The 13,849-nt window shown below is 35.3% G+C and carries 8 protein-coding genes; all 8 read left to right on the top strand.

Going from position 1 to position 13,849, the window contains the following annotated elements; translation table 11 throughout:
* The first annotated feature begins 1 nt into the window (after position 1).
* The 8 genes from ACXAHM_RS09355 (at position 2) to ACXAHM_RS09320 (ending at position 13,844) form a co-directional block, all read left to right on the top strand.
* Positions 2-895, top strand: coding sequence for a hypothetical protein (locus ACXAHM_RS09355; RefSeq protein WP_474960168.1), 894 nt, complete (start codon positions 2-4; stop codon positions 893-895).
* A 228-nt stretch (positions 896-1,123) separates the two neighbouring features.
* Positions 1,124-2,047, top strand: a complete 924-nt coding sequence (locus ACXAHM_RS09350) for a hypothetical protein (protein WP_474960167.1) — start codon at positions 1,124-1,126, stop codon at positions 2,045-2,047.
* A gap of 55 nt (positions 2,048-2,102) precedes the next feature.
* A complete protein-coding gene (locus ACXAHM_RS09345) occupies positions 2,103-3,095 on the top strand; it encodes a helix-turn-helix domain-containing protein (protein WP_474960166.1) in 993 nt (330 codons plus the stop codon).
* Between the two features lie 732 nt (positions 3,096-3,827).
* Complete coding sequence (locus ACXAHM_RS09340; protein WP_474960165.1) at positions 3,828-5,237, top strand: hypothetical protein; 1,410 nt, start codon at positions 3,828-3,830, stop codon at positions 5,235-5,237.
* Between the two features lie 163 nt (positions 5,238-5,400).
* On the top strand, positions 5,401-6,828 hold the full coding sequence (uxaC, locus tag ACXAHM_RS09335) for a glucuronate isomerase (protein ID WP_474960164.1): 1,428 nt from the start codon (positions 5,401-5,403) through the stop codon (positions 6,826-6,828).
* 75 nt (positions 6,829-6,903) lie between these two features.
* Positions 6,904-8,313, top strand: coding sequence for a tagaturonate reductase (locus ACXAHM_RS09330; protein ID WP_474960163.1), 1,410 nt, complete (start codon positions 6,904-6,906; stop codon positions 8,311-8,313).
* 34 nt (positions 8,314-8,347) lie between these two features.
* Positions 8,348-9,973, top strand: coding sequence for a UxaA family hydrolase (locus tag ACXAHM_RS09325; RefSeq protein WP_474960162.1), 1,626 nt, complete (start codon positions 8,348-8,350; stop codon positions 9,971-9,973).
* A gap of 67 nt (positions 9,974-10,040) precedes the next feature.
* Positions 10,041-13,844 (top strand): autotransporter outer membrane beta-barrel domain-containing protein, encoded by a 3,804-nt coding sequence (locus ACXAHM_RS09320; protein ID WP_474960161.1) that lies wholly within the window; start codon positions 10,041-10,043, stop codon positions 13,842-13,844.
* Positions 13,845-13,849 lie beyond the last annotated feature (5 nt).

The raw sequence follows: 13,849 nt of genomic DNA, 5'->3' as shown, positions 1-13,849 counted from the left end.
CATGTTTACGCCAAATAAATTAAAAAGATCTAATGCTGCGCCTCCTCAAGCAACGGAGGCACAAAAGCACAACCTCAATGTAGAGCTATTGATTAGCCCAGTGCTTCGTGATTATATTTCTCCACTGACGGATAGCGAAGAGGAAATCCTTCGTGAATCTATTCGTGAGGAAGGTGTCCGAGAACCTATCATTGTTTGGACCATCATGGATGCTGACCTTGAGGTCATGACTGCTGATGGTGAAGTGAGAAGATCGCAACCTGGTGATAAAGTCATTTTAGATGGTCACCATAGATACCGCTTAGCTACTGAAACAGGTGCTGATTATCGCCTTGCTCCTGATAAGACATTTGATTCTTTGGAGGAAGCACAAGAGTACATGTTGCAACTTCAGTTAGGAAGAAGAAACCTTAACAACAACCAATCGGCTTACTACATTGGTGCAAAGTACAACCTCAATGTGCAAGGTATCGGTAGCAATCAAAACCAAGGAGGAAAGACAAAGACAAAGCTTGCTGAAGAGTTTGGGAAAGGGGAAAGAACAATCCTTAACTTCTCAAAGTTAGCAGCTGTAATTGATCAGTGTTCTGCTTCGTTTAAATTGGCTTTCTTGAAAGGTGAATTTGCTGTACCTGTTGCCGTTTACTTAGAGGTATTCAAGAATTTAAAAAAGCTATCACAAGAGGAGATCGAGAAATTGTTGTTAGGTGAAAATATAGAAGAGAAACCTTCAGAAAGAACACCCATCAACAGACCAAAGATCCTAACTTATAAGTCTCTTTTAAGTTCTATTGATAAGCTTGCTGAAATGGATTTAAAGCAGGACTTGTCAGAAGACGAGAAAAAGGTCATCAAAGAAAATATTGATGCACTTATTCAAAAAATAGGCCTTTAGAGTATCGCTAGAGGGGGGTGCAAACATTGCACCCCCTATCAAAACTCATTTCCTATTTTCTATTTTTAGTAAAATCAACCATCGCCAAATTTTTGATTTTACATAAAAAAAAGGTTCAACCTCTCCATCGCCAAACGTAGAGATTGAACCCCATAAGATTTCGATAATATTTATTCATTTTTCAATTAGCTCCACTTCGCTAAAAGCGGGGCCTAAACATTACCAATCGTGAAGTTAGTAAGAATTGCGGATTATTCCCTAATCCTAGCGTCATTACTGTACAGTAGTTACGTGTCTTGTTTATTTTTCAATAGTATCCTTCCCCCCTACTTTGCCATTCCGCTAGCACTTTTTATTGTGCTTCTTGGTCATCATTACTCCTTCTTTTCTATTCAATATTTTAAAGATAGTGGTAAACTTTCTCAAGCATCAATCATTGCAGTTGCCCTTATGTCTACAGTGTTCTATTCCGAGTGGAAAGGACAACATGTACAGGCAGAAAAGGCTACTGCTATTCCTACCACAGAAAAAATCGATCAGCACATTGATGAGGTCATGTCAACCATTCATCAAAATGCCAATAAGAGAAACTGGAGAAATGTAGAGCAATACCGCACAGCTTCGGAGCAATTAAAAATGCTCCAAAAGGAAAAGGAACAACTAGTACAGGAGATCAAAATCAAGAAAGAAGAAGCTCATCAACTAGCAGCTGAATTTAGAATCTTCTCTGTCGTTTTGTTTCTGATTGCTTTTGTAGCATCTACCTTAAACAGCGATTCCACAGTAGAAACAGAGATTTCTTCAGGTACTGAACAGGTACTGACAAGTACAGAGCATTACCATCATTCATCAACTCCATCAGTGACAGTAACTAGAACAGCACCTGATGTTAGAGCGAATATAGTACCTACAGGTACTGAGCAATCAACTATTTCTCCTGTGATTTCAAATACAGAACCTAAAGACTCTGGAACTGATACAGCAGATATTGATCGTATTATTGCTTTAGTAAAATCAGGCGAATTACAAGACCGAAGAGAAGTGATGCACCGATTAAAGATGAATGTCATCCAAGCTAATCAGCTTTTCAAGAAGTATGCTCCAAAACCAGAGCAGACCACTATAGGTTTTGTGACATCCAACAATGTTTAAGTGTTCAGGTAAAATTACCTCCCCCTTCTTACCTCTAACCTCACCCCTCAATAAAATGATTACATTCGATCCACAACTTCTTTCACTTCTCAACCAAGATGAGACCTTCGTTTTCCTACATATCTGCAAGAGGTTGGGAAAAGGAAAAACGGCCTTTCCTAGCAATGACCTTTTAAGAGAGGAAACAGGAAAGGGCATCAATAAGATCAAAAGAATCATCACAGAACTACAGCACAAAGGAGTGATGGAAGCAACACAAACAATGTTAGCCAAAGGGAAATTTGGTCCTAGAATACTCAAGATCTCAACAAGTTTAGTAAGGGTATACAACAGCATATCAAATACTGAAAGTGCTGTACTTACGAGTAGTAAAGACCGTAGCACGGATTCCGTAACAACGGAAACCGTAAGCACGAAACCAGTGCCATTCAGTAAAGAAGTTATTTCTCTAAAGATTAATAAAGAAGAAGAAAGAACTCATTCGAAATTTGATAAGGAAAAGGTTTTTAATCGCTGTTTGGAATTACAAAAAGCACATCAAATTGAAGGAGAGTTGGATATCGAAAAAATAGTGGTGCTCTGTAATGAAAAACTCACTTTGACTGATTCATTTCTGTTAGGAGGAATGCAACATTTTGGTTTCAAGTATTTCAAATCAAAACCATTAACAGCAAAAACAACAGGAGAGAAGCATCCTGAAAAGAACCAAGACACAATACCAAAGGAAGAGAAAACAAACACGACCGTACAACCAGCAATGAATGTCCATAGGTTTGTTAGTCAGAAATCAGGTAAAATAATCGGAGAGTGGCTTACCACCATTTCTCAGAAAGCACGACATAACACTGAAAGATTGCTACAGTACTACTTCAATATGCTCCAAGAATCAAACCTCTACAAATCCATCAATCACCTTGAAAATTCACTCTACAAAGCCTTTGATGGGCTACTAGTAAAACTCAACAACACCAAGAACATTGGATGCCTCAATAAAGCCCTCAGAGAGGCTGTAAGGCAAAAAGAGCCTTTTATTGACCGATTACTATAAGCTATTAAAAAGATGATCAGTAGGTAAAGGCCTGCTACTTTGTGGTGGGTCTTTCTATTCCTCCTCCAATAATTAAAAAACTATTAGAGGAGGAGTAGAATAATTAAAGAAAGATTATTCCTTCTTCATCATAATATTGGAATTCATCTAGTCTAAATGAAAGTCCATCATAGTTATGGGGTTTCCACATCAAAACCTATAATGAGAGTAAATGTACTAGATATTCAAATTTTCTAGCTTTTTTTTCCTCTTTAAACTAATTTATGTAGGATCTTTTTCAAAATATGCATACTCCACTTACCTACACTTATTTCATAATCATTTACCCATGCGTTGACTATTTGAATCTCTACTAACTATGAGTTATAAAAGCCAAGATGAATGGTCTACTGTAAGCACAACACATACTAGCCTTATAATTCATTAAATGGTTTTTTAAAAAAGGGACTGAAACTCAATTTCTTAATAAAAGTTCATACTTTTGGGATTATAGTACTGTGTTTTCAAGTAATAAGTGGTGTTGTTTTCAATTAACTATATACACACTTAGATAGTCCGAACTATTGGGGTAACTATTGTTTATGAGTATCTTGAATGTGAGAAAGAAAGCATTAAAACTGCTTAAATGTGACTTTTATAATCATATTTATTTTTTTTTAAAATTTGTAGACAAAATGTTTAATCATTTCTCTGTATAGTAAGATTAGAAAAATGAATATGATGAGATTAATTATGAAATTACTTAATAGATCAATTTTTTATACCTTGATTTCTTGGTTAGTATTTGCTTGTGCTCAAGAATTGCCAGAAGATTTTGAAGCAGTTTCTGCTGTAATCAATACTAAAGAGGGCTCTTATTCTTACAGATTCCAGCAAGATGGTATATTAAGAAAAACAACTATTACTGAAGACATTAATAGGGTTAATAAAAAACAATGGGATCAGGAATTTATTAATAATGATTTCTGGGTTCCAAATCCATTTGAGTCTGTAGAGTTGGGTAGTTATGACTGGACTCAAAGCAATTGGGAACATGTAAAAGAGGTGCTTATGGAAGATGGTTGGTATCTCACTACTTACAAGAAAGAAAAAGAAAAAGAAGTCAATCCATTAGCTCCTAATATTTTAAGTGTATCGCCATTAGAAGCTGAGCCTGGTGATGTGGTAACTATTACGGGTGAAAGATTGTCAAATGCTTCTGTACTTCTAAATGGAAGAGTGCAGAAACTTGTAGAAGGCACGAATACCGACACTGAAGTTAAGTTCGTAATTGAATTTGAAGCAGAGTCAGGCTTTTTAAGTGTTAATACTAAAAATGGTCTTGGTGAGTTTGAAAATATATTTAAAATTAATCCAATTGTACCTATTTTTGAGAAGTTAAAGATGGTGGGTGGTTTTGAAGTAGATTACTGGGCTGAAAGAGGAAAGCAAATTGAAATCATTGGAGAGGTTTTAGCAAGTACTACTGAGGTGAAAATTGGGAACAAATCAGCTAATATCGCTAATATTCAAGGAGATACTCTATTATTAGTTGATATTCCGGGTGATGCGGTTTCAGGTCTTATTGAGATTATTAATCCAAAAGCATCTATTAAAACAACAAAAGTATTAGACATCGTTAATGTTTATCCTATTACTTGGTGTGATGGTATTGGAGAAGCTTCAAAAACAGGCCCATTGTTTGTAACTCAAACAGAAAGGGTTGTAGCAAAGTCAAACAACGACTTCTTGATTGATGCTGATAATTCGCCAGTGATAGGATACGATGACAATTCAAATGGGTACTTTACTTCATTTGGTCAAGCCTTCTTTGGAGCAGCTGGTATGCCTGAGGAATATTGGGCTCAGTTCAAAAATAAATCAAATGTTAAAATTAGAATTAGGGCTGCAGGTGTTGGAGAAGAGACAGTGATAAATTCATTTATTAGATCTAATGATGAAGCCAGGACAAAATATATCAGTGACCGCCTCACTTTAGAAGATGGAGTTTGGAAAGATTATACTTGGTCATATGAATTATTATCTGCTGGTGGAGCATTTATACCTGATTTTAATAATAGGGCTATAGGTTGGCAAACATCAGGTGGAGATAATCCTCAGTGTTTGGTTGATTATATTATCATTACAGAATCTGTAGATTAAATAATATCGCAATCAATTGGAAAATCACGCTTACTTAAAAATGGCGTGATTTTTTTTAGACTAAACCTTTCTAGAAGATAAAAAATATAAGTATTACAATATTAAATTACCGCTCAATTTTAATTGTCAGTGGGTGGTAATCATTTGCCAAAATTTTAAGAAAATGAAGAGTTTTTTAGATGATAATTTCCTTTTGGAAAACAAGACGGCTCAGAAATTATATCATGATTTTGCTGCTGCAATGCCAATCTATGATTTTCACTGTCACTTAATTCCACAGCAAATTGCTGAAAATAAACGTTTTGATTCAATTACAGATATTTGGCTTGGCGGAGATCATTACAAATGGAGAGCGATGAGGACGTTGGGAGTAAATGAACATTTTATCACTGGAGATGCTTCCAATTATGAAAAGTTTGAAAAATGGGCATATACAGTCCCGTATACTATGAGAAACCCGTTGTATCATTGGACGCATCTAGAATTACAACGATACTTTGGATTAGAAAAGTTATTAAGCCCATCAACGGCAAAAGATATTTATGAGGAGTGTAATGCTAAACTCCAAAGTGACGAACTAAGTGTACATGGTATTCAGAAAAAAATGAATGTAGAATTGGTATGTACGGTAGAAGACCCTCTGGATGATTTAGAATATCACAGACAGTTAAAGTTAACAAACTATCCTGTAAAGGTGTTAACTACATTTAGACCTGATAATGTATTAGGAGTTGACCTTCAGAAAGAGTGGTTAGGTTATATAGAGAAACTAAGTCAGAAAACGAATACAAAGATTTTCAGTCTGGATACATTAATGGATGCTTTAAAGTCTCGTATTGATTATTTCCACCAATTGGGCTGTAGATTATCGGATCATGGTTTAGAAGAGTTGTATTCTGTTGAATACAAAGATGCTGAAATTGATAAGATCATTGTGAATCTTCAAGAAGGAGAGGGTATTTCTGAGCAAGAAAAGCTGAAATTCAAATCTGCTGTATTATTTGAGTTAGGTAAACTCTACCATGAATATAAGTGGACGCAGATGTTTCACCTTGGTGCTTTGAGGAATACGAATGATAGATTGAATAGAGTTTTAGGGGCTGATTGTGGTGTTGATTCTATTGGTGATTTTAGAAATGCTCAAAATATGGCTAGATATTTCAATAGATTGGATAATAGTGATCAATTAACTAAGACGGTGATTTTTAATCTTAACCCTGCTGATAATGAAATATTTGCAACCATGATTGGAAATTTTAATGATGGTTCAATTGCAGGAAAGTTGCATTACGGTTCTGGCTGGTGGTTTTTAGACCAAAAAGACGGTATGGAAAAACAACTCAATGCGTTGTCAAATATGAGTTTGATGAGCCAGTTTCTAGGAATGGTTACTGACTCAAGAAGCTTTTTAAGTTACCCTCGACACGAATATTTCAGACGTACACTATGTAATCTCATTGGTAATGATGTGGAAAAAGGAGAATTACCAGCAGATATTGAATGGCTAGGTCAAATGGTTCAAGACATGAGTTATAACAACGCAAAAAACTATTTTCAGTTTGAAGAAACGAGGAATAAAATTATTTCATAGTTAATAATAATTGAATCGAGTAAGAACGAAAATACAAGAATAAATATATCTTGGATAACTAGACATATAAATCAAATGCAAAAACTAAATAGAAATACAGTCGATGTAACAGCATTACCAATAAAAATTCTTCAATTCGGAGAAGGGAATTTCTTACGAGCTTTCTCGGATTGGATGGTGGATCTAATGAATGAAAAAGAGGGATATAATCACGGAATTGCGGTAGTACAACCCATCGAAAATGGAATAGTAGACCTATTAGCAAATCAGGATGGATTGTACCATCATGTGATAAGAGGTTTAAAAAATGGTAAACCTACATCTGAGACAAGACTTATCACAGCAATACAGAAAGCAGTGAATCCTTTTCATGACGAAAAGGCATATTGGGAATTGGCTACTTCTGAAGATTTGGAATTAGTGATCTCTAATACAACAGAAGCAGGAATAGTTTTTAATGCAGAAGATCATTACCCTGAAAAGGGTTTAGCCAAAACTTTTCCAGGCAAGATTACCCAGCTATTGAAAGCGAGATTTGAAGCCTTCAATGGAGCAAGGGATAAGGGGTTGAAGTTTATACCTGTAGAGTTGATTGATAAAAATGGAGAGAAGTTAAAAGAAGCGGTTTTAAATTATTGTAAGCTTTGGAACTTATCAGAATCACTTAGGAATTGGATTGAAAATCACAATTATTTCGCTAATACATTAGTGGATAGAATTGTTCCAGGTTATCCAAAAGATGAGATAAATACCATTCAAGAAGAACTTGGTTATGAAGATAAATTAGTAGTTACATCAGAGGTTTTCCACCTATGGGTTATTGAAGGTTCAAAAGAAATTCAAGAAGCGTTTCCTGTTGATCAATATGGTTTGAATGTAATCTATACCAAAGACCAATCACCCTACAGAACTAGAAAAGTAAGAGTATTGAACGGTGCTCATACTTGTATGGTGCCTATCGGTTTACTTAATGGTTTGGAAACCGTTCGAGAAGCTGTGGAAGACGCAAAAGTTGGAAAAATGATCAATCAGTTAATATTTGATGAAATTTTACCAACAATAGATCTGCCACATGAAGAACTGGTCAAATTTGCAAATGAGGTGATAGAAAGATTTAGAAATCCATTTATAAAACATGAATTGAAGTCTATTGCTTTAAATTCTATTTCTAAATTTAAAGTAAGAGTTTTACCAACGGTTTTAGATTACATTTCATCTAAAAATGAGCTTCCTAAAGGGTTACTCTTCGCACTCGCCAATTTGATCAAATTGTATTGTTCAGACACTTTTAAAATCAATGATGATGCTTCTGTAATTGCTTATTTTACTCAACTGAGACAAGAAAAATCAGCAACAAAAGACCTTGTTGATGCTGTATTAAGCAATACAGATTTTTGGGGACAAGATCTCACTCAAATTGAGGGAGTTTGTGCTTTAGTCACTAAGCAGATGGAGGAACTGACTCAACCTGAACTTTTAGCTTAAGAAAAGAATTATCAACCACAAAAAAATAATTAACATGCAAACAGCTATTACTATCAATCCAGAAGATAATGTTGCAGTGGCTCTTACGGATTTAAAAAAAGGTGAATCTGTCAGAGTCAATCAAAATGATGTGGTATTAAAAGATTCAGTCAGAGCAAAACACAAATTTGCTTTGACTGATTTTGAAGAAGGTCATGAAATGTTTATGTATGGTTTGATAGTAGGTACTGCTAATCAAACTATTCAAGCAGGTGGAGCTATTACTACTGATAATACAAGGCATAAAGCAACAACCTTTACGGATAAAAGAGTAGGAAGTTACCAATGGTCATCCCCTGATATCTCTCGTTTTAAAAATAGAACATTTATGGGGTATCACCGAGAAGATGGACAAGTGGGTACAGCGAACAATTGGCTTGTATTTCCTTTAGTATTTTGCCAAAACAGAAATATTGAAACGATCAAGAATGCTTTTCATAAAGCACTAGGGTATGAATCCTACGACCCTTATATAGATTTGGCACAACAACTTGTGGAGGGTAAAAACCCTGAACGTTTAAAGATCAACAAAGATGAAAATAGAGATAAAAATAGAGTTTTTAAGAATGTTGATGTCAAATTTATAACGCATCAAGCGGGTTGTGGAGGTACTAGGGAAGATAGTGCCGTATTTTGTCAATTAATGGCCGGTTATCTTAACAACCCAAATGTAGCAGGAGCAACTATTTTGAGTTTAGGGTGCCAAAATGCAGAAATAAAGATATTGGAAGCGGCAATCAAAGAAATGAATCAAGATTTCAAAAAGCCCATTATTATCTTAGATCAACAGCAAACAGGGAGTGAAACAGATTTGTTAGAATCGGCAATCAAGGAAACATACAAAGGCTTGGTGGAAGCCAACAAAATTGAAAGAAAACCTGCGTCATTGGATAAATTAACTATAGGTTTAGAATGTGGTGGTTCTGATGGTTTTTCTGGAATTTCAGCCAACCCAACGTTAGGTCACGTATCCGATATGATTGCTGGTTTAGGTGGAAAAGCAATCTTGGCAGAGTTCCCAGAATTGTGCGGTGTAGAGCAAGTATTGATCAATCGTATGCAGAATGAAGAAGATGCCAATAAGTTTTCAAAGCTAATGGTGGCTTATGCGAATGCGGCTGAAGCTGTAGGTTCAGGATTTGATATGAATCCATCACCAGGAAATATCAAAGATGGATTAATAACTGACGCTATGAAAAGTGCAGGTGCAGCAAAAAAAGGAGGGAGTTCTCCTATTGTTGATGTACTCGATTATGCTGAATACGCCAAAAAAGAGGGATTAAATTTACTCTGTACCCCTGGAAATGATGTAGAATCCACTACAGGTTTGGCAGGTTCTGGAGCAAATATTATTCTATTTACGACAGGGTTGGGTACACCAACAGGAAATCCAATCACACCTGTATTAAAATTGTCTTCAAATACGAAGACTGCCGAACGTATGAAAGATATTATTGATTTCAACACAGGTGAAGTAATAGAAGGAAAAAAGACGATTCCAGAGATGGGGGAAGAATTATTGGAATTGATTATAAAGATTGCGAGTGGTGAAACTCTTTCAAAATCAGATATTTTAAAGCAATTTGATTTTATTCCATGGAAAAGAGGTGTGTCTTTGTAGACACTTCTCTTTTTTTTTACTCTTAAGTGTTAACAGTTGTAAATTTTTGCTAACTATAAAAAATAACATGAAAGGAAATTTTTTTACACTCTTACTATTGATAGCTCAGATGATGACTTTTTCTCTTTGGGCACAAGATGTAGTCTATGATTTTTCAATTGACAATCAAGGCTGGACTGACTATAATACAACGGATAAAACAGTTCACCTCGTAGATACTTATGTAGATTCTAAACTTTATTCAGTAGCTTATGTGGATATTGAAGGAGAGGTGAGCCAAGATGAATTGAAAAGAATTGACATTGTAGCTTCTAATCCAGGAGTCAATACAGCTTACGAATTTATTGTTTATGATAAAGGAAGTACTGTTGTAAATGATGGTGTAAGGTTTGCCTTTACAGTACCTGTTGGAGCTGTCAACGAAACAATTTCAATCTACTACAATAATCCAGATTTAACAGATAATTTACTGGAAAGAATTGGGGTTAGAGCAGCAGGCGCTGAAAGTGATGTAGATCTATCTATTTCAAAAGTGACACTTGTAAACACTTCATCAAGCAATCTAGATATTGTGTATGATTTCAACTCAAAAGCAGCTGTAAATCTTACAAATGCGACAAGTGGAGCCAATGAAAGTATGTCAGCGAATGGAGAGTTGAAGGTTGATTTTGTAGGTGGTTATGATAGACTCATTTTTACGTTACCAGAAGCATTAGATCAAAGAATTTATAATCAAGTCAAAATAAAGATCAATAATAATGGCGGTCATTCTAACTGGAATATACTTAAATTTAATACATTAGAGCCAGCGGATTATGCTACGGGAGATTCTAACTGGGAGAAAAGAGAATTTGAAATATCTACTACTGATGAATTTATTACTTATACGATCAATATTCCTCAAAACGCCAACCTTACAGACAATCAATTCAAAGGATTTGGATTAAGGTTACAAAATAGTCAAGTTGGGTCACATTCAGTATTGATTGAGTCAGTGACTGTTGTGGCTAATGAGAATGGCTATGTTTGGAATTTTGATGAGAACGGTAATGTTGAAAACTGGAAGCCGCAAGGAGCGTCAATAGTAACTCATGGAGGAGATGGTACGATTAGTTTAGGATGGGATAATGGTAATGCTTCTCCAGAGATGAGAGTATTAGATTTACATTACACTGCTGAAGATTATCCAGTCGTACAATTGAAATTAAAAAATAATACGCCAACCGCTGATGATATTACATTAGTAGCTCAAACTGATGCTGGTTTTGCTTCTGTGACATTTGCAGCAACAGCAAGTGATGCTGAATTTCAAACGTATAGCGTTGATTTATCTAGTAGATCTGCATATACAGGATTGGTTTCAAGTTTAAGGCTGAAAGGCGTTACAACAGGAGTAGCAGGAAGTATTGATGTGGATGAAGTTAGACTGCTTGCAAAAAATGAGATATCAATGGATGCAGGAACGTATGTAGATTCAGAAAATGGGCTAACTTATTTAAACGAAGAAGCTTATTTAGGAAGTGATCTAACAATTTTAGGAAGCGCTACTTCTGGTTTACCTTTACAGTATAGATTAGATGAGGCTTCAGTAGGTAAAGCCACAATTACAGCATCGGGTGTACTTACTCCTTTACAAGGTACAAGTGGTGTGAAGGTAATTGTAAGTAGTGTAGGTAATGATCAATATGCGGATGCAGAGGAAGTATCTTTCTTTGTGAAATTGAACAAAGGGCAACAAAGCATTACATGGGACCAAGATTTGACAGGGTTTGCTTACACAGGAGCTGATCAAGAAGTGGTTCTAACTGCTGATAATGGTATTGAAGAATCAAATATTTGGTATAGTGTTAGTGATTATTCTGTAGCTAATGTTGAGGACGGAGTATTAATCATTAAAAATGCAGGTAGTATTACTGTTACAGCAAATGCTCCTGGTACAGATAGTTATGAAGCAACAACATTAGAGAAGGAATTAATAGTAGCGAAAGCCGATCAAACGATTACTTTTACTCAACCAGAAGATCAAGAGGTAGGAGTAGAATTTGATCCAGGTGCGACATCAGATTCAAACCTTCCGGTTTTTTATACGACTTCAGATGAGGCAGTAGCTTATGTGACAGAAAGTGGGTTGATCAAAACTGTTAAAGCAGGAACAGTGACGATTACAGCAACTCAGCCTGGTAATGATAATTATAATACAGCATTCCCGGTAAGTCATACAATCACATCAATCGCAAATCCAGACACTCCTTCTATTCCTAATTCAACTACTTGGGATGGTACAAGTTGGTCTAATGGTACACCTGACGCTACAATGGTAATGGTGGTTGATAGTGATAATACACTTTCTAGCAATTTCACTTGCTCTGGTATCACTATTGAGGCAGGACACTCATTAAATATTGCTAACGGTACTACTATTACAGTACAAGGAGATATTAATAATAATGGTAACGGAATAGCGGGCAGTGGTATTTTAGAGATTGATGGTACGGTAGAAATAATTGATGCTTTATCAGTAGAAAGTACAATTTCTATAACAACAGGAAATCAACTCATTACCAATAATCAATTAACCTTAGAAAATGGAGCTTCATTATATCATGCTACAACTGGAGAGATAACCGGAAATATTATTGCCAAAAGAACAGGTGATACAGACAATAAAGTGTATAACTACTGGGCAGTGCCTATGCAAGAAGGAACACAAGTAACACAAATTAATGGGGGAGACCGTTATTACTATGATGAACCTAACGCTTCATGGCAAAATGTTACTGCATCTATAACTATAGGGCAAGGAATCATTAGTACAGGTGCAGGAACTACTACAATGACGGGTACTCCTTATGCAGATGCTGTAACTGTTGCTGTAACCTCACAAAGTAGTAATGCTACTGTAAAAGGATTCAATTTAATTGGCAATGTATTTCTAGCACCTTTAAGTTATACAGATTTTATTGGTGACAATACAAATATCACCAATGGCACATTGTATTTCTATGAAGGAAATGCGGATGGTACTGGAGTATATACCGTAGTGAATAGTAGTAATCCACTGGATGTTCCTTCTTTTCAAGGCTTTTTTATACATGTATCCGCTGACGGTACTATTAATTTTGATCATGATCATAAAAAGGAAGCTCAAAGCAATAGTTTTTTCAGAAAAGACAATACTACACTATTCGAAAATTTCACCTTTATTGCTTCCTCTGACCTGTATTCTGATAATGTTTCTTTCTTAAAAGGAGATCAATTTTCTGAAGATGATGATTTTTCTTTTGATGCTTTTAAGTTTAAAGGATCACAAAGTTTATCTATACAATTCGATCAAAATAATAAAGGGTATCATGTACTTGCGTTAAAAGAAAAAGAAGAATATATCCTTCCTATTACAATAGCGTTTGATAATACAAAATCAATCCGTTTACAGCTCGAAGATCAGAACCTTTTTGAAAACTATAACATCTCTTTAGTAAATAAATTAAATGATCAAGCTTTCAATTTATCTGAAGAAGTGCTACTAAGTGGGGAAGGAGTGATTGAAAATCAATATGAAATTCATATTAGTACAATAGCTCAGGAAAATACAGGAGATAAAGGTGATATTATTTCTTCTGTAGATCTTAAGAAAGAATTAGAGGCAAGTATTGCTGTAACTAGCTCTCAAATTATGATCGACCACATTCCTAATGGAAATGCACAAGTGATGGTGATGACCTATTTAGGTACTCAACTTTATCAAGGTGAGAATATCGTTAGGGGTAATTCAACTTCTTTCCCTTTTGCAGTTCCAGAAAATATACCTGTGATCATTCAACTCTTTACAGAAAACGATCATTATTCTTATAAAGTACTATTAAAAAAATAACAAGT

This window comes from Flammeovirga sp. AWQ4_249, assembly GCF_056161045.1.
The sequence above is the reverse complement of the archived record's forward strand: the minus strand, read 5'-3'. Positions and strand labels throughout refer to the sequence as shown.

What these genes read in the sequence shown, in the direction of transcription:
- ACXAHM_RS09330 (WP_474960163.1), top strand. Translation starts at nt 6,904, where the DNA reads ATGCAAAAACTAAATAGAAATACAGTCGATGTAACAGCATTACCAATA.
- ACXAHM_RS09325 (WP_474960162.1), top strand. Translation starts at nt 8,348, where the DNA reads ATGCAAACAGCTATTACTATCAATCCAGAAGATAATGTTGCAGTGGCT.
- ACXAHM_RS09355 (WP_474960168.1), top strand. Translation starts at nt 2, where the DNA reads ATGTTTACGCCAAATAAATTAAAAAGATCTAATGCTGCGCCTCCTCAA.
- ACXAHM_RS09340 (WP_474960165.1), top strand. Translation starts at nt 3,828, where the DNA reads ATGAAATTACTTAATAGATCAATTTTTTATACCTTGATTTCTTGGTTA.
- uxaC (WP_474960164.1), top strand. Translation starts at nt 5,401, where the DNA reads ATGAAGAGTTTTTTAGATGATAATTTCCTTTTGGAAAACAAGACGGCT.
- ACXAHM_RS09345 (WP_474960166.1), top strand. Translation starts at nt 2,103, where the DNA reads ATGATTACATTCGATCCACAACTTCTTTCACTTCTCAACCAAGATGAG.
- ACXAHM_RS09320 (WP_474960161.1), top strand. Translation starts at nt 10,041, where the DNA reads ATGAAAGGAAATTTTTTTACACTCTTACTATTGATAGCTCAGATGATG.